Here is a 19869-nt window from a genome sequence, read left to right as displayed (position 1 = left end):
CATTAACAGGTAGTGGTCATGGACAAGAGATATTCAGGGAAGCGTCCCGCGAGGACAACGTTGGCCAGATGCCTGACGGCGGTGGCGATGATGACGGTACTCAGCGCCTGCGGCGTCACCGACCGGGTCGGCAAGCGGGTCGACAATACCTGGGCCGGCGACATGCTGTTCGAGGATAACGAGAAGGTCATCCTGACGTCCGACGGCGGCAACCAGCTCAATCCCGACGCGTCCGGAAAGCCGCTTTCGGTGGTGTTGCGGGTGTACCAGCTGACTTCGCTGGAACGCTTTGCGTCGGTGGATGCCGACTCGCTGTGGGACGACCCGCAAAAGGCCCTCGGCAATACCCTGATCGAAAACCGCGAAATCACCTTGTTGCCGGGCATGGGGCAAGTCGACAAGTGGCCGCTGAACAAGGCGGCGGGCTATGTCGGCGTCGCGGCTTTCTTCCGCAGCGACGAGAACAGCCGCTGGAAGGTCGCGTTCGACGCCAATTCCCTGCGCAAGGACGGCATCTGGTTCTCCTCCGACGGCTTGCGTGTGCTGGTGGACAACAACACGGTCTCCGCCGTCAGTGGCGTCGACGTGCTGGACAAACCCAAGACCCAGGAGCAGCTCGCAAAAGCCGCCGCCCTGCCCGACCAGCCGGCCGCACCCACGCTGACCGAGCGCGTACAGGACGCCGTGGTGCAGAAAGCCCAGGACCAGGCGAGTGCCTCCGCGCAAAAAGCCGTGGAGTCGAAATTGAATTCATTATTGGAAAGCGCTCAATGAGTAAGCAAAGCCGGGTGATGTGGTCCGAAGGCATGTTCCTTTTGCCACAACACTTCCAGTATCAGGATGAGTTCCACCAGCATCAGCTGGCGCAGGCGACCCTGCGCAACACGCCTTTTCACTGGGGCGTGCAGTTGCTGGAAGTGGACGAGGAAGCCCTTGCCACCGGCTCCCTGCAGCTCAAGCGCCTGAAGCTGGTGTTTCCCGACGGCAGCCTGTTCGACGCACCGCAGCACGACCCGCTGCCGGCGGCCCGTGACCTGAAGGACCTGCTCAAGGGCAACGACCTGAAGGTCTACGCTGCGCTGAAACTGCCCGAGCCATTCGGCCTCAATTACGTCGAAGACGGCCAGGAACAGAAGACCGGGCGGCGCTTTCGCAAGCAGTTCGACACCTTGCCGGACCTCAACGAAGGCGACCTGGAAAACGAAATCACCAGCCTGCGCCTGAACGTGGTGCTGCTGATCGACGGCGACAACCTCGATGGCTACACCTGGTGCCCGATTGCCCGGCTGTCGCGCAACAACATCGGCGGATTCAACCTCGACGGGCATTTCGTGCACCCGACGCTGCACCTGGGCACCCACGACACCCTGGTCGGACTGGGCAAGCGTTTGCTCGGCGCCCTGCAATCCAAGAGCAAGGCGTTGTCGGGTCGTCGTCGCGAGCGCGCGGACCAGATTGCCGAATTTGGCTCCAGCGACGTGACCCTGTTCTGGCTGTTGAACACGGTGAACCGTGCCCACCCGAGCCTGGCGCACCTGCTCGCGCATCCGCGCCTGCACCCCGAGCGCTTGTATCTGTTCCTGGCCGAACTCGCCGGCGGCTTGCTGACGTTCTCGCTGGATACGCAGCTCAACGACATCCCGGTATACGACCACCACGACCCGGCGGCCTCGCTGGTCAAGCTCGATGAAATGATTCGCGTGCTGCTCGACAACGTCGTACCGAACCAGTGTGTGGTGATCAACCTGACCCAGACCAAACCCTCTTACTGGCAAGGGCAGTTGCACGACCCACGGCTGGCCGAGGCGGACTTCTACATCTCCGTGCACGCCGACATGCCGGGCGCAAGCCTGCTGGAGCTGGTGCCACGGGCGTTCAAGGTCGGCTCGCCGGAAGACATCGAAGTGGTGGTCAACAGCGCCATGCCCGGCGTCACCCTCAATCATTCGACCCGCCTGCCCAATGCGATTCCGGTGCGACTGGACAATCACTACTTCTCCATCGAGCCCCATGGCCGGGTGTATGAACGAATGATGAGCGCCCAGGCCATCTCTTTCTACGCGCCCAGCGCCTTCACCAACCTCAAGCTTGAACTGATGGCGGTACTCAAATGACCGAAGCCGTACTGCAAGGCGCCGTTGCGGCCGCCCGTGAAAAACCGACGCTCAAAGACCTGGTGCAAGACTTCATCAGCATGGCGCTGATCGTGCGCAAAGGCCGGCAAGTGACGTCGGTCAGCGCCTTCGAGGCCAGTGTCGACACCTTCTTCAAGGCACTGGAAAGCGATGCCCGCAGCGCCAACTACAGCGTTGAACAGGTGAAGGACACCCAGTACGCCCTGTGTGCGTTCCTCGATGAAAGCGTGTTGCGCCCCCTCGAACCGGGTGTTGAAGCCAACCCTTTGCGCAGTCACTTTGAATTGCAGCCAATGCAGTTCCGCCACTTCGGCGTGCACCTGGCCGGCGAAGGCTTCTTCGAAAAAATCGATGCACTGCGTGGCGACGTCAAACAGAACCTCGATGTGCTCGAGGTCTACCACCTGTGCCTGGCCCTGGGTTTCGAAGGCAAGTTCAGCCTCGGGCAAAAGGATCAGCTGCGTTACCTGGCCAACACCCTGGGCCAGGACATCGCGCGTTATCGCAAGACACCCAAGGCCCTCTCGCCTGACTGGGCGTTGCCCGACCAGGTCTCGCAAATGCTGCGCCATGAAGTTCCCCTCTGGCTCTACCTGGCGCTGATTGCGCTGGTCTGCGCAGGTGTCTACCTGACGCTGGACTGGTTGCTGGCCAAGGACGTAGCCGCGTTGTCCGAACAAATCAGCCAGCTGTTCAGTGCCTGAGCACAGGTCAGGTAACCGAGTCAGGAAGACATGAAGACATTATTGCGTTTGTTGAAAAGCTTTTGGTTCCTCGTTCCCGCCCTGTGGCTGGCGAGCCTGGCGGTCTGCTGGTTCGTCGCGCCGCATGTGAGCTGGCTGCGCGGTTATGCGCCGGAGGCGATGGCGATCGTCAGCGCCTTCTACCTGCTGATCATTGTGCTGTGTCAGTACAAGCGTATCCGGGCCGAGCACAACCTTGAAAACCTGGTGCAGATCGAAGTCGATCGCTCGCTCAAATCCGCCGGTGAGTTCCGCGATCAGCAAGTGTTGCGCGAACGTCTCAAGCACGCGATTGCGATGCTGCGCACCGACCGCTCGGCCGGTGGCGGCGGCTCGTCGGCACTTTACGATTTGCCGTGGTACCTGGTCATCGGCATGTCCGCGGCGGGCAAGACCTCATTGCTGACCCGCTCTGGCCTTTCCGCAAGCATTGCCAGCAGCGCCAACGACACCGAAAGCGGCACCCAGCATTGCGATTGGTATTTCAGCCCCGAGGCCGTGATGATCGATACAGCCGGCCGTTACCTGCGGGACGACCCGTCGGCCAGTGAATTCGCCGCCTTCTTGCGGCTGCTGAAAAAGCAGCGCAGCAAGGCCGCGGTCAACGGCCTGGTGTTGGTGGTGAGCCTGCCTCAACTGCTGGCATGCAGTGCGGCCGAGCGCAACAAACTCGCCGCACAACTGGTATCGCGCATCGAGGAATACAACGATTGCCTGGAGGCCAATCCACCGATCTACCTGATGCTGAGCAAGACCGATCAACTGCCGGGCTTCAGCCAGGCGTTTGAAGGCCTGGACCTGAACGAGCGCCAGCAACCGCTGGGCATGACCTTCGGTGTGTCCGAGATCCGCAACCAGGGCCTGCGCCCGGTGCTGGATGCCAAGCTGGCCAACCTGCACAGCCATGTGCGTCGCTACGTCGACGCACAGATGGTTGCGCTGGGTGCCGATGCCAACAGCGCCCTGCTGAACTTCCCGAACTATTTCGCCGAACTTTCCGGGGTGCTGGAGCAGTTTCTCCAGCACTTCGCCGAGACCGGTCGTAGCGGTGCGCCCCTGTTGCTGCGCGGGCTGTATTTCACCAGCGCCCTGCAGACCGACCAGCAGCTGGGCCAGGTGTATGAAGACGACCTGGCCGAGTCGTTCGCCTTGCAACCGGAACATGAGCAACCGGAACATGAGCAAGGGTCGCCAGGCACCGGAAAGAAAATCAGCGACCGCAGCTATTTCATTACCGATACGTTTCGCCGGGTGATCTTCCCGGATCGCGACCTGACCCTTTATCAGTCGCGCCTTGGCAAGAACACCTCCGTCAGCCCTGCCCTGCTGGGTCTGGCGGTACTGGCCGGCGTCGCATTCATCGGCTGGCAAGCCCTATCGTTCCAGAACAACCGTCAGTGGCTGGCCACGTTGCGCCAACAACTGACCGAGCTGCAACAGTCCCCGGACCGTGCCGGGTTGCTCGCCTCGGGCCAAGGCCTGGAACTGTTGCGCGAGCAGCTCTCGGCCATCGAGAAGAACCGTGCCAAAGGCGTGCCGTTGCAGCTTGGCGCAGGCCTTTACCGCGGTGACGACATCTACCGCGTCGCGCAAGCCGCCTATCTGCAACAACTGCGTACCCAGGCGCTGGAACCTGTCACCTTGCAACTGCAATTGCAGATGCGCGCCTTCAATGAGTTCGCCAAAACCATGGACCCGCAGAATAGCTTTGCGTCGGCATCGGCGTCGTCCAAGGCCGACGCCGCCAAAGCCCGTGCGCAAGGCCTGAAGCTGCCAACCCGCCTGAACGGCTTGCCGCGCAGTACCGGTGATGCGGCCAGTCGCCTGAGCGGCGCGGCCAAGGGCGCTGCCAGCAAGGCACGCGGCGAAGCGCTGGCAGCACTGCGCAACCCGGCCACGGCCAGCGATGCCGCGGATTTGTCGGCGACCACCGGCGGGCTGTCGTTGTCCGAAGAAATGCTCGGGCGGCTGGATGAGCGACAAGTCGCATCCATCATCGAGTCCTATAACGCACTGAAGCTCTACCTGATGCTGACGCAACCCGGCACCCATCCAGACCCGGAGTTCGTCGGTGCTGCGTTGCCGGTGGCCTGGGCCAATACCGCCAGTGCCGACAATCCTGTCAGCACGGCGGTGATTCAGGACAACTCGCCGGTCTACGTGCAATTGCTCAAGAATGGCCAGGCACCGTCCTTGTCGCGTAACGAGCAACTCATCAGCGAAACCCGCAACAGCCTGAAGTCCTTCATGATTTCCAGCTCGCTGGTGGACCGTGAATACCTGCGCCTGCAACTCGAATCCAGCCGTCAGTTTCCAGCCGTGGGCTTGAGCGACCTGGTGCCGATGCCCGGCCGGCAGTTGCTGTACGGCACCGAGGCGGTGCCGGCGATTTTCACCCGCCAGGGTTGGGAACAGTTCGTCAAGCCTGAGCTGATCAAGCTGGTGTCGGGCAACCTGCAAAACGAATCGGACTGGGTGCTCGACGGCGAAGGCGGCGACAGCATCGTGCAGAAAGCCAACTTCATCCGCGAGTTCATGACGCGCTACAAGCGCGACTACACCCAGGCCTGGTACACCCTGATCGACAGCGTCGGTGTTCGCCATTTCACCGACATGACCAACGCGACCCAACAGCTGGCCCTGCTCAGCGACGTGCAGAACTCGCCGGTGAAAATCCTCCTGGCAGCGGTCAACGACAACACCCAATGGGATGTCCCGGCCCCCCGCGAAACACTGCCAGCGGGCGTCAAGCCCGATGACGGATTCTGGAGCGGCGTCAGCGGGATCTTCGATGGCAAAAACACGTCGCCCAGCACGCTGATTTCGCCTTTGCCGGCGGTCGATGACGGCAGCCTGGCGAAGCGCTTCGAGCCTGTGTCGCGGGTGTTCGCCGTGCAAAACGCCGAAGGCGCCGACAGCACGATCATGGACCGCTACCTCGCGGCCCTGCGCAAGCTCAAGGTGCGGATGAACAACATCCAGCGCTCCCAGGACGTTGGCAAGAGCAGCAAGCAGCTGATCAGCGAAACCCTCGAAGGGCTGCCAAGCGAAGTGACCAGCGTGCGCAACTATGTCGAGACCACCGTCGACACCAGCCAGGGCGGCCTGTCCGAATCGTTGCAGGGACTGTTCAGCCTGCCGATCCAGTTTGCCTGGGAAACCCTGCGCGACCCGGCCGGCCAGCAGATTGCCAAGGCCTGGGCACAGCAGATCGCCAAGCCCTGGGAACAGGTCATGGCGCACCGCTACCCGATAGCGCCAGGCAGCCGCAATGAAGCCTCGGTCAAGGACCTGCAGCGTTTCGTCGACCCGGAGTCCGGACTGCTGCCGAACTTCAAGCGCAACGAAATCGGCAACCTGTCCGGTGGCGAAGGCCTGGGGATGAGCAGCAACAGCAAGGCAACGCCGCTGGTCAACCCGAACATGGTCAACAGCATCGACAAGGCCAGCTCGTTGGGCCAGGTGATCGCCAGCCTGTCGGACCGCGACAACGGCTTCGAGATCATGCTCGAGCCCTCGGCCAACCTGACCGACATCATCTTCACCCTCGATGGCCAGGTGCAGCACTACCGCAACGGCAAGACCAGCTGGAGCCGCTTCTCCTGGCCGGGCACCACCACCACGCCGGGCGCACGCCTGGATGTGGTGACCCTGACCGGCGAGCGCATCACGGTGTTCGACTACCCGGGCCGCTGGGGCCTGCTGCGCATGAACGACAGCGCACGGGTCAGCGATCTGGACGGCGTCCAGCAACGCTTCAGCTGGAACACCGGCAGTGGCCCGGTCAGCCTCGCCGTGCGCAACTACGGCGGCGTCAAGTTGACCGACCTGGCCAACGTCAAGGCCTTGAGCGCGCTCAACGCCAAAGAAGGCCAAGCACTGTGAGCCGTCGAACCTTGAACCCGGGAACCGGCCAATGATCGGCTGCTTCGGCAAGGTCCCCGCGAGCCCGGACTTCGTCAGCCTGCAAGGTGCGGGCGACGAGGTCTGCGAGTTCGATAGCTGGCTGCAAGGGGCGCTGGCCGCCCTGCAGCATCGCGAAGACTGGCGGGCGTTGTTCGACGCTTTGCCGGTGTGCTTTTTCAGCTATCGCGCGCGCAGCGGCAACTGGTTGCTGGGTGGGTTGATCAGCTCGAGGGATTCGAGTGGCCGACGCTATCCGTTTTTCATTTTCCAGACGCTCAAGGCCAGCGAAGCCGAACCTCTGGTCAATCCGTTCACCCTGGGCGAACTGTTCAGCGGGCAGATCAGGCCGCTGCTGCACATGGCGGTCCAGGGCGAAAGCACTTCGGTGCTGTTCGAGCGCATCAAAGCCCTGCGCCCGCTGCAAGGACAGGACTTCGAGTTGTTCCGGCGCGTGCATGACAAGTTCCTGGTGAACTTCAACCTGCGCGACATCGCCTGCGCGCTACAGGGCACCTACCCGGAGTTCGTCACCAACGCCGTGCTGACCCGGCTCCAGGCCCTCAGAAGGCACCTCGATCAGGCCACGCCGATCGGCATCGCCCTGCCCTTGCCGGCGGAACGGGGGTTGAAAAACCCGACCGCCGATTTGTGGGTCACCTGGCTGACGCAAATGACACCCGAACGCGCCGTGCCGCACATCAACCTGCTGGCGGACGACTTCATGCGCCCCCGGCTGATCTGTTTTGCCTCAAGCAATACCAGCGATGCCTACCGCCTGCTGACTGGCATCCATGACCGCTCGCAGAGCTATGACGTGCTGGCGTCATTCGATGCCTTTGACGAGCACCACCGCAAACACGCCTTTCCCGAAATCGACCGCCCTCTGGGTGACGTTATCGACCGTTTTGTCGATGCCCTGGATTCGAAGTCCGTATGAACAAGATCAAGTATTACTTCTTGCGCTATCAGCCCTACATCCTGGGGGTGTGCTTTTTCCTCGCAATCTTCGTGGTGTGGGGCATCGGGCGTGCGTTCGGCTCCAGTTCGCTCAACAGCCTGTTGACCGGCATCGGTGTGTTCCTCGGTCTGTCCACCGGCTATGTGCTGCTGCTTTATCGCGGCGTGTCCCGCCATCACAACCTCGAAGGACTGCTGCGCGAGGATGCCGACCAGGCCGTGTTGAACGCGAGCCCGGCGGATCGCGAGGAAGTCAGCCTGTTGCGCGAGCGCCTGTTGCAGAGCATCGAGCGCTTGCACAGCAACAAGCCACGGGGCAGCAACCCCAAGGATGCGCTGTATGCCCTGCCCTGGTACCTGGTGGTCGGCCAGCCCGCGGCAGGCAAGAGCACCATGCTCTACCAGTCGGGGCTCAATTTCCCTTACGCCGAGCGCGAAGGCGTGCGGGTCGCAGGCCTGGGTGGCACGCGCAATTGCGACTGGTTCTTCAGCTCCGAGGCCGTGCTTCTGGACACCGCCGGGCGCTACATGAACAACCAGGAAGAGGCCGGCAAATGGCGCGCGTTCCTGCAACTGCTGCGCCAGCATCGCCAGCGCCGGCCGCTCAATGGCCTGATCGTCACGGTGAGCATCCACGACATCCTGCAAGCCTCGCTCGAAGATCAGGAGCGCATCGCCAAGCGCCTGCGCGAACGCATTCAGGAAACCCATGCCTTGCTGGAAGTGCGCCTGCCGGTCTACCTGGTGTTCACCAAGTGCGACCTGGTGCCGGGCTTTGCGCCCTTCTATCGCCAACTGGACGAGACCGCCCGCGGCGAAGTGATGGGCAAGACCTTTTCCCACAAAGGCTATGAGCAGGCCGACTGGGGACAGCGCTTCGGCGTCGCGATGGACGAGCTGGTCAGCTATTGGCAACAGGTGGCGAGCCAGCAACTGGTCACGCAGGACATCCAGATCACCCGGCAGGATTCGGCGGTGTACCGGTTCCCGCTGGAACTGGCGGCCCTCAAGCCCCGGCTTCAACTGTTCGTCGATGCCCTGCTGCGCGCCAACCCTTATCAAAGTGCAGAACTGCTGCGCGGCTTCTATTTCACCAGCGCCCTCGATGCCGACCAGCCGGAACTGGGCGGTCATGCACGGCAGGTGACAGAGCGTTTCTCGCTGGAAGGTGACCGGGAGATCGCCGACGGCAATGCGCAGCCGCGCCCGTTGTTCATCAACAGTCTGTTCCGCAAGGTCATCATTCCCGACCAGCACCTGGTGGCGCTGTACACCACCAACCACCGCGAGCGTCGGCGCAGGGCAGCCTGGATCGGCGGTGGCGGACTGGTCGCTGTGTTGCTGTGCAGCCTGTTGGGCTGGTCGTACGTCAACAACAAGAACACCCTGAAGAGCCTGTCCACAGAACTGACCCAAGCCGCCGCCGACGATCACTCGGCCACCGGGCAGTACACCGCCTGGCAAACCCTGGATCGCCTGCGCTTCTGGACTGCCCACTACTACGCGCAACACCACGACCAGGGCGTACCGCTGCGCCTGCGCCTGGGGCTCTATCAAGGCCACAAGGTAGAGCCCCTGGTGCGCAGCCGCTATTTCGAGCGCCTGGAAAGCGTGATGCTCAAGCCCACGGCCGACAACCTGACCCGCTCGTTGTATTTGCTGACCACCCTCAAGGTCTATCAGCGCAACGCCAAAGAGTTGATGCCCGTGACCGGCGTGGACAGCGTCGAACCCAAGGCGCTGCCCAATGACAACCGGGCGCAATCCATCGCCGGTTTCGGCAAGGCGACGCTGGACACCTACGTCATGCTGTCGCGCGCCCAGCGTGAAAAGGCCGACCCCGGGTTCCTGAAAGCGAAAATCCCGGATTACTGGTACCCGGCGATTGCCCGTCAGGTGGGCAACGCCAGTGTCGCCGCCTCGGACTATGAGTTCGCCAGCCGCCAGATCAACTTCTACAGCGACCAGATCCACGAGCCGGACGTGCCGCGGATCCTCGACAACGCGTTCCTGATCTCCAGCTCGCGCAACTACATCAACAGCCTGCTGACCCAGTCGTTGCGCTCGATCGAAACCATCACGCTGGAGTCGGACACCCTGTTCGCCTTCGCCCGTGCCGACTTCCAGAGCCTGAAGACTGAAGGGCAAAGCCAGCTGAGTGCGATCGCAGGCAAGCTGCTCAGCACCCCCAACATCGGAAAAATCATCATCGCCGGGCATGCCGATCAACTCGGCGATCCCCAAGGCAACCTGCAGGTTTCCAGAGAGCGGGCGCAAACCATCAAGACCTACCTGGTGGGCAAAGGCGTACCCGGCGAGCTGGTGGAAGCGATCGGCGAAGGCAGCACCAAGCCCCTGGTCAAGTGCGACATGCAGCAACCCAGGGCCCGGCTGATTCAATGTCTGGAGCCTAACCGGCGGGTAGAAATCGAAGTGCGGGCACTCAACTGAGCAGGCGCGCCTTGTGAAGAAATACCGGCATCCGGGTCATCTCGACGAGAGGCCCGGGCCGGCATAAGACACCTCTCTTGATCGTTTCAAAGAGGTTAAAGCGAAGGGCTGTGACTTGCTCGCAAGTCGCCTCCCTTTAAATGAAGGTAAGGAGAAAATAGAAATGGCATTTGACGCATACATCCAGATCGACGGCATTCCAGGTGAAGTTCTGGACGACAAACACAAGGATTGGATCGAAGTGCTGGGCTACGAGTACGGCGCAACCCAGGCGACTTCCGCGACGGCCAGCTCTTCGGGCGGTGCTTCGTCGGAGCGTGTTGCGTTGAGCGACTTCAGCATCCGCAAAGCCGTGGACAAGGCTTCTGCCAAGCTGTTCGAAGCCTGCTGCAAAGGCACTCACATCTCCAAGATCCAGTTGAACGTGAACCGCGCCGGTGGCGACAAGGTGACCTACCTGACCATCAACCTGGAAGAAGTCGTGGTGTCGTCCGTGAAAGCGGTCGCCGGCGGCAGCCAGAACGGTGAAGACAAAGCTGTTGGTGATCTGCCGATCGAAGAAATCAGCTTCAACTTCGCTCGCATCAAGACCACCTACACCCAGCAGAGCCGTGCAGATGGCCAGGGCGGCGGTAACGTCACCGGTGGCTGGGATCGCACTTCGAACAAGGTTTTCGCATAAAACCGTGGTAACGACGGGCCGCGCAAGCGGCTCGTTTTCAGCACCGTGCCTGCCCGGCGGGCACGGTGTTCTTTTAGCCTGATCAGAGTTTCCCATGTCTGAATTTCTCAACGACCTTTCGCTGGCCGAACTGACCGCGCCCATCAACGAGGGGAGCGGCGAAGACCTGAGCTTTTCCACCTTGTTCGATCAGGTGAAAGAAGCACGGCGAGCAGACCCCGACTACCTGACCCAGGGTGACTGGCAAACCGACCTGAAGTCATCCGACTGGGACCTGACCCTCACCCTGGCTGCACAGGGCCTGGCTCGCCAGAGCAAGGACCTGATGCTGGTCGCCTGGCTCAGCGAAGCCCTGGCGCACAAGCACCATTTCACCGGTATCACCTTCGGCCTGACCCTGGCCGAACGCATACTGGACAATTTCTGGACCGACCTCTTCCCGTCCCTCGAGGATGGGGTCGATGAACGCGCTGCCCGACTGGCGTGGATGAAAACGTCGCTGGCGGATGTGGTGGGCGGACTGCCCATCACCCAGGGCCAACAGTACGGCCTGCTGCGCTATGACGAATCCCGGCACGTGGAAAACCTTGGGTTGCAGAACCCCCAGGCCATGCGTGCCGCCCTCGACGAAGGCAAGATCAACGCCGAGGTATTCCAGCGTTCGGTGGTGCTGACCGACTCCGATCACCTGCGCCTGAAGGCCGGCGAAATAGCCGCCAGCCTCAACGCATGCCAACGGTTGCAGAACACGGCCGACAGGCTGTTCGGCCATGACGCGCCGAGTTTTGCCGGGCTCCACGACGTGTTGTCCCGCGCCGGCCAACTGGCCGAGAAACTGCTCAAGGATCGCGGCATCGAACTGAACCCGGCCCCTGCCGCACCCACCCCGGCCGTCTCCGAAAGCGCTGGCGCACAACCCACAGGTGCTGCAATGACCCAGACCCGGCAAGACATTCCAGTCACACCACTGCGTACCACGCCACAGACCCGCGACGAGGCGTTCACCCTGCTGGCGGGTATCGCGCAATTCTTCAAGCAGACCGAACCCCAAAGCCCTGTCCCCTACCTGATCGAACGGGCGATCAAATGGGGCAACATGCCGCTCGAGGGCTGGCTCAACGATGTGATCAAGGACAGCAATGTGGTGGACAACATCCGCGACGTGCTGGGGACCAAGGAAGCGAAGTCCTGATGGACAGCCGGTAGCAAACCTGACGCACCGCTTGACGCCGCTTCACCGCTGATCCCCTTCCTTACCCTTCTCTCCTCCCCCCTGCCGGGCCTGTGCCCGGCGTAAACCCGTGCCTGCCGTTTGTCCGCTGCGACCGGTGGCGCACACTTTTGCACGCCATCCAGCCAGAAACTCCGTTCGGGGACTTGTGCTTCCGGTATTATGGTATACCATCAGACGCACAGACACCCAAAACCTCTACGGAGCAGCTCATGAGTTTCGAAATCCGCAAGATCGTCAGCTATGTCGAAGAAACCTTTATTGAAGGCGGCAAAGCCACCGATAAGCCCGTGACCATGGTCGGTCTGGCCGTGGTGATGAAGAACCCCTGGCTGGGCAACGGTTTCGTCGAAGACCTGAAACCGCAGATCCGCGCCAACTGCTCCGACCTCGGCGCGCTGATGGTCGAGCGCCTGGTGGGCATCATCGGCGGTGCCGAGAAGATCGAGGCTTACGGCAAGGCTGCGGTGGTCGGTGCCGATGGCGAAATCGAGCACGCTTCGGCGGTGATCCACACCCTGCGCTTCGGCAACCACTACCGCGAAGCGGTCAAGGCCAAGAGCTACCTGAGCTTCACCAACAAGCGCGGCGGCCCGGGCACCTCGATCCAGATCCCGATGATGCACAAGGACGACGAAGGCCTGCGTTCGCACTACATCACCCTGGAAATGCAGATCGAAGACGCCCCGCGTGCCGACGAAATCGTCGTGGTCCTGGGTTGCGCCGACGGCGGCCGCCTGCATCCGCGCATCGGCAACCGCTACATCGACCTGGAAGAACTGGCCGCCGAAAAAGCCCAGTAACCGGCCAGCAGAACGACAACAAGAAGGCATTGCAGGAGCGCTCCATGATTCGGCTCACCGCTGAACTCACCCCGGCTGGCACCAGTTACCTGGCGACCGGCCAAGGCCAGCCCGTGGTCTTGATCCACGGCGTGGGCCTGAACAAAGAAATGTGGGGCGGCCAGATCGTTGGCCTGGCCACGCAGTACCGCGTCATCGCCTACGACATGCTCGGCCATGGCGCCAGCCCGCGCCCGGAAAGCGGCACGCCGCTGCTCGGCTATGCCGACCAGTTGCTGGAGCTGCTCGACCACCTGCAATTGCCCAAGGCAACGGTGATCGGTTTTTCCATGGGCGGGTTGGTGGCGCGGGCCTTTGCCCTGCACTACCCGCAACGCCTGGAAGGCCTGGTTGTGCTCAACAGCGTGTTCAACCGCAGCGCCGAACAGCGCGCCGGGGTCATCGCCCGCACCAGCCAGGCCGCCGAACACGGGCCGGACGCCAATGCCGAAGCGGCGCTGTCCCGCTGGTTCAGCCGTGAATACCAGGCGGCCAACCCGGCGCAGATCGCCGCGATTCGCCAGACCCTGGCCGGCAATGACCCTCAGGGTTACCTGACCACTTACGAACTGTTCGCCACCCAGGACATGTACCGCGCCGACGACCTGGCCGGCATCCGGGTGCCGACGCTGATCGCCACCGGCGAATTGGACCCCGGTTCGACCCCGGAAATGGCCCGGCAACTGGCCGAACGCATTCCCGGCGCGACCGTTGCCGTGCTCGCCGAGCAACGGCATATGATGCCCGTAGAGTCTCCGCGCCTGGTCAACCAGCTGTTGCTGGAGTTTCTGCAGACCGCGCACTCCCAACAAAACCAGATCAAGGGGATCGTTGCATGACACTCGCACGCTTCCAGATGTGCATCGGCGGTGAATGGGTCGATGCCCTGTCCGGCAAGACCTTCGAAAGCCTCAACCCGGCGCTGGCCGAACCTTGGGCCGAATTGCCCGATGCCGACGAAGCCGATGTCGAACGCGCCGTACAAGCCGCGCAAACCGCTTTCGACAGCCCGGCATGGCGCGGCCTGACCGCCACCGCTCGCGGCAAACTGCTGCGTCGACTGGGTGACCTGATCGCCGAAAACAAAGAGCAACTGGCGCAGCTGGAAAGCCGCGACAACGGCAAGCTGATCCGCGAAACCCGTGGCCAGGTCGGCTATCTGCCGGAGTTTTTCCACTACACCGCAGGCCTGGCGGACAAGCTCGAAGGCGGCACCCTGCCGCTGGACAAGCCGGACCTGTTTGCCTACACCGTGCACGAAGCCATGGGCGTGGTCGCCGCGATCATTCCGTGGAACAGCCCGCTGTACCTGACCGCAATCAAGCTTGCCCCGGCCCTCGCGGCGGGCAACACCATCGTGATCAAGCCGTCGGAACACGCCTCGGCAACGATTCTCGAACTGGCGCGCCTGGCGCTGGAAGCCGGGATTCCGCCGGGGGTGGTCAACGTTGTCACCGGTTATGGCCCAAGTACCGGCGCCGCCCTCACCCGCCATCCGCTGATCCGCAAGATCGCCTTCACCGGCGGCGCGGCCACGGCGCGGCATGTGGTGCGCAGCAGCGCGGAGAACTTCGCCAAGCTGTCGCTGGAACTGGGGGGCAAATCGCCGAACATCATCTTCGCCGACGCCGACCTCGACAGCGCGATCAACGGCGCCATCGCCGGGATCTACGCCGCCTCCGGACAGAGCTGCGTCTCCGGTTCCCGTTTGCTGGTGCAGGAGGAGATCTACGACGAATTCGTCGGCCGTCTGGTGGAACGCGCCCGGCGCATCCGCATCGGCAACCCCCAGGACGACAGCAGCGAAATGGGCCCGATGGCCACCGCGCAGCAACTGGCGGTGGTCGAAGGTCTGGTGGCCGATGCCATCGCCGAAGGTGCGCGCCTGCGCCTGGGTGGCAAACGTCCGGAGAATCTGGGCGACGGCTGGTTCTATGAGCCGACGCTGTTCGAGTGCGACCGCAACTCGATGAAAATCATGCAGGAAGAAGTCTTTGGTCCGGTGGCTTCGGTCATCCGTTTCAAGGACGAAGCCGAAGCCCTGGCGATCGCCAACGACTCGCAGTTCGGCCTCGCCGCCGGCATCTGGACCCGCGACTTGGGCCGTGCCCACCGTCTGGCCCGGGACGTGCGTTCGGGGATCATCTGGGTCAACACCTACCGCGCGGTCTCGGCCATGGCGCCGATCGGCGGTTTCAAGAACAGCGGCTATGGACGCGAAAGCGGCATCGATTCGGTGCTGGCCTACACCGAGCTGAAAACGGTGTGGATCAACCTGTCCCAGGCACCGATGCCTGATCCCTTCGTGATGCGCTAGGAGTCCTGGAAAATGATCGAACCCGGCATTTACAAAGACGTGATGAGTTCGTTCCCGTCCGGGGTCACGGTGGTCACCACCCTGGACCCGGACGGCGGCATTGTCGGTATCACCGCCAGCGCCTTCAGTGCGCTGTCGATCGACCCGGCACTGGTGCTGTTCTGCCCCAACTACGGTTCCGACACCTACCCGGTGCTGCGCGACAGCAAGCAGTTCGCGATTCACCTGCTGTCCGCCGAGCAGACCGCCGAAGCCTATGCCTTCGCCGGTAAAGGCAAGGACAAGGCCAAAGGCATCGACTGGCACTTGAGCGAGTTGGGTAACCCGATCCTGGCCAAGGCCACGGCGATCATCGAGTGCGAACTGTGGCGCGAATACGACGGCGGTGATCACGCGATCATTGTCGGCGCGGTGAAGAACCTGATCCTGCCCGCGCAACCGGTGACACCGATGATCTACCACAAAGGCAAGCTGGGGCCACTGCCGGCCCTGGCCTGATGCCCATACACAAAACCCTGTGGGAGCGGCGGTGCGACGATTCGACTTGCTCGCGAAGGCGGAGTGTCAGTCGACATTAATTTGACTGATCCACCGCTTTCGCGAGCAAGCCCGCTCCCACAGGTTCACCACTTTTCTCAGGAGCCGGCATGAGCCCAGCAGCCTCGTTACTGTTCCGCCAGCAGGCCTACATCAATGGCCAGTGGCTGGACGCGCCGGATGGCGCCTGTCAGGACATCTTCAACCCGGCCACCGGCGAATTGATCGGCCAGGTGCCGAACCTCGGCGCCGAGCACGCGCGCCTGGCCATCGACACCGCCAACAAAGCCTGGCCCGCCTGGCGTGCACTGACCGCCAAAGAGCGCAGCAATACGCTCAAGCGCTGGCATGCCTTGATGCTGGAAAACGTCGACGCCCTGGCTCAGATCCTCACCCTCGAACAAGGCAAGCCACTGACTGAGGCCAGGGGTGAAATCCTCTACGCCGCGAGCTTCATCGAGTGGTTCGCCGAAGAGGCCAAGCGCATCTACGGCGACACCATTCCCAGCCACAAGGGCGATGCGCGCATCGTGGTCACCAAGGAGCCGATCGGCGTCGTCGCGGCCATCACTCCGTGGAACTTCCCGGCGGCGATGATCACCCGCAAGGCGGGCCCGGCACTGGCCGCCGGTTGCCCGTGCATCGTCAAACCGGCCCCGGAAACGCCGTTCTCGGCCTTGGCCATGGCCGCGCTGGCGGAACAGGCCGGCATTCCTGCCGGGATTTTCAACGTGATCACCGGCGACGCCATCGCCATCGGCGCCGAGCTGACCGCCAGCCCTCAGGTGCGCAAACTGTCGTTCACCGGCTCCACCGCCATCGGCAAACTGCTGATGGCCCAGTGCGCGCCAACCCTGAAAAAAGTCTCGCTGGAACTGGGTGGCAACGCGCCGTTCATTGTCTTCGACGACGCCGATCTGGAGCGTGCAGTCGACGGTGCGCTGGTCGCCAAATTCCGCAACGCCGGGCAGACCTGCGTCTGCGTCAACCGCTTCCTGGTGCAGGACGGCATCCACGACGCCTTTGTGGCGCGCCTGGCCGAGCGGGTTTCGCAACTCAAGGTCGGCAGCGGTTTCGATGATGGCGTCACCCAAGGGCCGCTGATCAACGAGCGTGCCGTGGCCAAGGTCGAAGACCACGTGCAAGACGCGCTGGAACACGGTGCACAACTGCTGTGCGGCGGCGAACGTCATGCGCTGGGCAACGGCTTCTTCCAGCCGACCGTGCTCAGCGGCGTCACCACGCAGATGAAAGTCGCCCGGGATGAAACCTTTGGCCCGTTGGCCGCCGTGTTCCGCTTCGACACCGAGGCCCAGGCCGTCGAGATGGCCAACGACACCGAATTCGGCCTGGCCGCCTACTGCTACACCCGCGACCTGGGCCGCGCCTGGCGCATGAGCGAAGCGCTGGAGTACGGCATGGTCGGGATCAACGAAGGGCTGATTTCCACCGAAGTCGCGCCGTTTGGCGGCATCAAGTCCTCGGGGCTGGGCCGTGAAGGGTCCAAGTACGGCATCGAGGATTACCTGGAACTCAAATACACCTTGATGGGCGGCCTTTGAGCCCACGGGAGCTACGCAAATGAGCAACGCAAAATACGAAAAAGGCCTGAAGATCCGTACCCAGGTGCTGGGCGAAGCCTACGTCAATCGCTCCATCGAGAACGCCGACGACTTCACCCGCCCCTTGCAGGAGATGGTCACCGAATATTGTTGGGGTCATGTCTGGGGCCGTGAGGGGTTGTCGCTCAAGGAGCGCAGCATGATCAACCTGGCGATGATCTCGGCTCTCAACCGGCCCCACGAACTCAAGCTGCATGTGCGCGGCGCCTTGCGTAACGGCCTGAGTCGTGAGCAAATACGCGAAATATTGCTTCAGGTCGGCATTTATTGCGGTGTCCCCGCTGCCGTAGACAGTTTCCGGCTCGCCCGTGAAGCCTTCGCCGAAGCCGATGCCGAGGCCTCCAGTTAACCCTTGGCTGTTTGATCCGACCGGGCACCCAGATTCCCGTAATCGAAGTGCTCTTTTTGCATGGACAGCCACAATCAGAGCGGACCCCATGAAACGCCTGCCACTCGACGACAGCTTCAAGGTCAATCGCAACCCCGTTACCCTGCGCGAAATCGTGCTGGATAAACTGCGAAGCGCCATCATGAACTTCCAGCTCCTGCCGGGAGACCGTCTGGTCGAACGCGATCTGTGCGATCGCCTGGGCGTCAGCCGTACCTCCGTGCGTGAAGCCTTGCGTCACCTGGAATCCGAAGGCCTGGTGGAATTCGCCGACGCCAAGGGCCCGCGTGTCGCAATCATCACCCTGGCCGACGCCGTGGACATCTACGAGCTGCGCTGCGTACTCGAAGGGCTGATCGTTCAACTGTTCACCCTGCGCGCCAAGGCCAAAGACATCAAGGCCCTGGAAAAAGCCCTGGAAGAAAACCGCAAGGCGCTGAAAGACGGCGAGTTGCAACAGGTCATCGACTCGGTTCAGGGTTTCTACGACGTGCTGCTCGAAGGCTCGGGCAACCATGTCGCGGCCACTCAGCTGCGCCAGTTGCAGGCACGCATCAGCTACCTGCGCGCGACCTCGGTGTCCCAGGAAAACCGTCGCGGCGCCAGCAACCAGGAAATGGAACGCATGGTCGAGGCGATCAAGGGCGGTGACCCGCTGGCCGCCCACCAGGCTTGCGTCGACCACGTGCGCGCTGCCGCTGCCGTGGCCTTGGACTACCTCAAGCGCAAGCAGGAAGAAACCGGCGACATCCCGGCGATCACCCTGCCCATCGCGCTGAAAGAACCGCGCATAGGTCGCTGACATGTTCAGCCCGAGCTTTTGCCCCAAGTGCGGCAGCAATGACCTCAGGTCACAGCTGCCGCCGGGCGATACGCACGAGCGCCTGATGTGCCGCGGTTGCGGCTACATCCATTACGTCAACCCGAAGATCATTGCCGGCTGCATCATCGAGCAGGACGGCAAGTATCTGCTGTGCCAGCGCGCGATTCCACCGCGCCCTGGCACCTGGACCTTGCCGGCGGGCTTCATGGAAAGCGGCGAGACCACCGAGCAGGCGGCCTTGCGCGAGGTCTGGGAAGAAAGCGGCGTACGGGCGGAAATCGTCTCGCCCTACTCGATCTTCAGCGTGCCGCAGATCAGCGAGGTATACATCATCTTCCGCGCCATCGCGCTGGAGATTACCGGGCAGTATGGCCCGGAAACCCTCGACTACAAGTTCTTCGCGCCCGAGGACATTCCCTGGGACAGTATCTACTACCCGGCGATCCGGCAGATTCTTGAGCGTTATATCGAGGAGCGTCAGGCTGGGGTGTATGGCATTTACATGGGCAATGACGATAGCGGGAAGATTCATTTTATTCGCTGATCCCCCCTGTGGGAGCGAGCTTGCTCGCGATGGCGGCGTTGTAGGCGGCGTGGTTTTTTGAGGGTGTACATATCCGTTTTTGCGGTAACGGCCTCTGGCGGTTCCGCCCTTACGGCGGGTCACTTTGAAAAGCGCAAAGTAACCAAACGCTCTTGCCCCTGACATTCGGTGCCTCGCCTGGGCTCGGCATGCCCTCGCTCCGGTCCTGCTCCGTGGGCCCGCCGCCATCGGCCATCCATGGCCGGCGGCGGCTAACCCGGCATCCATGCCGGGTTGCCCACTGCGCAGAACCTCCACTCGGCCTCATGAGGGGGCGTGTACCGCAACAGCGTCCGAGGCGGCCTACCGGCCGGCCTGGTCGCAGTTTTTGTTCGCCTGTAACGCCTTTGGTTGGCTGTCAGGCCGCCTTCGCGGGCAAGCCCGCTCCCACAAGGTTCTGTGCTTGCCACATGATCCGGGTACGACACATAACCTGTGGGAGCGGGCTTGCCCGCGAAGAGGCCGGAAGATTCAACATCAACATCGGCTGTCAGGTCGCCATCGCGAGCAAGTCGGATCGCCGCACCGCCGCGCCCACAGAACAGCAAAAGCAGATCGGCGTACACCTTCGCTCTTCACCACTCATCAGGCCGAGCGTTAGCTCGCCTGCCGCTCTTGATCTTGATCCACCCGCCCCCTCGGCAGGCTGAGC

16 protein-coding genes are annotated in these 19869 nt (G+C 62.5%); all 16 read left to right on the top strand.

What is annotated here, in order from left to right; translation table 11 throughout:
- The first annotated feature begins 18 nt into the window (after positions 1-18).
- The 16 genes from tssJ to AC07W4_RS23545 all read left to right on the top strand — a co-directional run bounded on the left by tssJ (position 19) and on the right by AC07W4_RS23545 (position 19178).
- Positions 19-774, top strand: coding sequence for a type VI secretion system lipoprotein TssJ (tssJ, locus tag AC07W4_RS23620; protein WP_495034192.1), 756 nt, complete (start codon positions 19-21; stop codon positions 772-774).
- Entirely contained in the window at positions 771-2114 is a 1344-nt protein-coding gene (tssK, locus tag AC07W4_RS23615) for a type VI secretion system baseplate subunit TssK (RefSeq protein WP_495034191.1), read from the top strand. The genes tssJ and tssK overlap by 4 nt, the downstream gene beginning before the upstream one ends.
- Positions 2111-2839, top strand: coding sequence for a type IVB secretion system protein IcmH/DotU (icmH, locus tag AC07W4_RS23610; protein WP_495034190.1), 729 nt, complete (start codon positions 2111-2113; stop codon positions 2837-2839). The genes tssK and icmH overlap by 4 nt, the downstream gene beginning before the upstream one ends.
- Positions 2840-2869: 30 nt before the next feature.
- Positions 2870-6763 (top strand): type VI secretion protein IcmF/TssM N-terminal domain-containing protein, encoded by a 3894-nt coding sequence (locus tag AC07W4_RS23605; RefSeq protein WP_495034189.1) that lies wholly within the window; start codon positions 2870-2872, stop codon positions 6761-6763.
- A gap of 31 nt (positions 6764-6794) precedes the next feature.
- Positions 6795-7721, top strand: coding sequence for a type VI secretion system-associated protein TagF (gene tagF / locus AC07W4_RS23600; protein ID WP_495034188.1), 927 nt, complete (start codon positions 6795-6797; stop codon positions 7719-7721).
- Complete coding sequence (gene tssM / locus AC07W4_RS23595) at positions 7718-10192, top strand: type VI secretion system membrane subunit TssM (protein WP_495034187.1); 2475 nt, start codon at positions 7718-7720, stop codon at positions 10190-10192. The genes tagF and tssM overlap by 4 nt, the downstream gene beginning before the upstream one ends.
- Positions 10193-10355: 163 nt before the next feature.
- Positions 10356-10874 carry an Hcp family type VI secretion system effector gene (locus AC07W4_RS23590; protein ID WP_495034186.1) on the top strand — a complete coding sequence of 173 codons (519 nt, stop codon included), beginning with the start codon at positions 10356-10358 and terminating at the stop codon, positions 10872-10874.
- A 94-nt stretch (positions 10875-10968) separates the two neighbouring features.
- Positions 10969-12066: a type VI secretion system protein TssA gene (tssA, locus tag AC07W4_RS23585; protein ID WP_495034185.1), complete on the top strand. Its 1098-nt coding sequence runs from the start codon at positions 10969-10971 to the stop codon at positions 12064-12066.
- A gap of 251 nt (positions 12067-12317) precedes the next feature.
- On the top strand, positions 12318-12908 hold the full coding sequence (locus AC07W4_RS23580; RefSeq protein ID WP_007978708.1) for an amino acid synthesis family protein: 591 nt from the start codon (positions 12318-12320) through the stop codon (positions 12906-12908).
- A gap of 44 nt (positions 12909-12952) precedes the next feature.
- Positions 12953-13786, top strand: coding sequence for an alpha/beta fold hydrolase (locus tag AC07W4_RS23575; RefSeq protein WP_495034184.1), 834 nt, complete (start codon positions 12953-12955; stop codon positions 13784-13786).
- A complete protein-coding gene (locus AC07W4_RS23570) occupies positions 13783-15264 on the top strand; it encodes an aldehyde dehydrogenase (RefSeq protein WP_495034183.1) in 1482 nt (493 codons plus the stop codon). Before AC07W4_RS23575 ends, AC07W4_RS23570 begins: the two co-directional genes overlap by 4 nt.
- Positions 15265-15276: 12 nt before the next feature.
- Positions 15277-15762, top strand: a complete 486-nt coding sequence (locus AC07W4_RS23565; RefSeq protein ID WP_495034182.1) for a flavin reductase family protein — start codon at positions 15277-15279, stop codon at positions 15760-15762.
- A gap of 149 nt (positions 15763-15911) precedes the next feature.
- The gene (locus AC07W4_RS23560) at positions 15912-17363 is read left to right on the top strand and encodes an NAD-dependent succinate-semialdehyde dehydrogenase (RefSeq protein ID WP_495034181.1); all 1452 of its coding nucleotides are present in this window, start codon (positions 15912-15914) and stop codon (positions 17361-17363) included.
- A 19-nt stretch (positions 17364-17382) separates the two neighbouring features.
- Complete coding sequence (locus AC07W4_RS23555; protein ID WP_495034180.1) at positions 17383-17772, top strand: carboxymuconolactone decarboxylase family protein; 390 nt, start codon at positions 17383-17385, stop codon at positions 17770-17772.
- Between the two features lie 88 nt (positions 17773-17860).
- On the top strand, positions 17861-18613 hold the full coding sequence (locus AC07W4_RS23550) for a GntR family transcriptional regulator (protein WP_015095667.1): 753 nt from the start codon (positions 17861-17863) through the stop codon (positions 18611-18613).
- 1 nt (position 18614) lies between these two features.
- On the top strand, positions 18615-19178 hold the full coding sequence (locus AC07W4_RS23545; RefSeq protein ID WP_204933920.1) for an NUDIX domain-containing protein: 564 nt from the start codon (positions 18615-18617) through the stop codon (positions 19176-19178).
- Positions 19179-19869: the final 691 nt, after the last annotated feature.

Source organism: Pseudomonas sp. GW821-FHT02A08 (assembly GCF_059422045.1).
The sequence above is the reverse complement of the archived record's forward strand: the minus strand, read 5'-3'. Positions and strand labels throughout refer to the sequence as shown.

Coding starts and splice junctions, on each gene's coding strand:
- tssJ (WP_495034192.1), top strand. CDS start 19: ATGGACAAGAGATATTCAGGGAAGCGTCCCGCGAGGACAACGTTGGCC.
- tssK (WP_495034191.1), top strand. CDS start 771: ATGAGTAAGCAAAGCCGGGTGATGTGGTCCGAAGGCATGTTCCTTTTG.
- icmH (WP_495034190.1), top strand. CDS start 2,111: ATGACCGAAGCCGTACTGCAAGGCGCCGTTGCGGCCGCCCGTGAAAAA.
- AC07W4_RS23605 (WP_495034189.1), top strand. CDS start 2,870: ATGAAGACATTATTGCGTTTGTTGAAAAGCTTTTGGTTCCTCGTTCCC.
- tagF (WP_495034188.1), top strand. CDS start 6,795: ATGATCGGCTGCTTCGGCAAGGTCCCCGCGAGCCCGGACTTCGTCAGC.
- tssM (WP_495034187.1), top strand. CDS start 7,718: ATGAACAAGATCAAGTATTACTTCTTGCGCTATCAGCCCTACATCCTG.
- AC07W4_RS23590 (WP_495034186.1), top strand. CDS start 10,356: ATGGCATTTGACGCATACATCCAGATCGACGGCATTCCAGGTGAAGTT.
- tssA (WP_495034185.1), top strand. CDS start 10,969: ATGTCTGAATTTCTCAACGACCTTTCGCTGGCCGAACTGACCGCGCCC.
- AC07W4_RS23580 (WP_007978708.1), top strand. CDS start 12,318: ATGAGTTTCGAAATCCGCAAGATCGTCAGCTATGTCGAAGAAACCTTT.
- AC07W4_RS23575 (WP_495034184.1), top strand. CDS start 12,953: ATGATTCGGCTCACCGCTGAACTCACCCCGGCTGGCACCAGTTACCTG.
- AC07W4_RS23570 (WP_495034183.1), top strand. CDS start 13,783: ATGACACTCGCACGCTTCCAGATGTGCATCGGCGGTGAATGGGTCGAT.
- AC07W4_RS23565 (WP_495034182.1), top strand. CDS start 15,277: ATGATCGAACCCGGCATTTACAAAGACGTGATGAGTTCGTTCCCGTCC.
- AC07W4_RS23560 (WP_495034181.1), top strand. CDS start 15,912: ATGAGCCCAGCAGCCTCGTTACTGTTCCGCCAGCAGGCCTACATCAAT.
- AC07W4_RS23555 (WP_495034180.1), top strand. CDS start 17,383: ATGAGCAACGCAAAATACGAAAAAGGCCTGAAGATCCGTACCCAGGTG.
- AC07W4_RS23550 (WP_015095667.1), top strand. CDS start 17,861: ATGAAACGCCTGCCACTCGACGACAGCTTCAAGGTCAATCGCAACCCC.
- AC07W4_RS23545 (WP_204933920.1), top strand. CDS start 18,615: ATGTTCAGCCCGAGCTTTTGCCCCAAGTGCGGCAGCAATGACCTCAGG.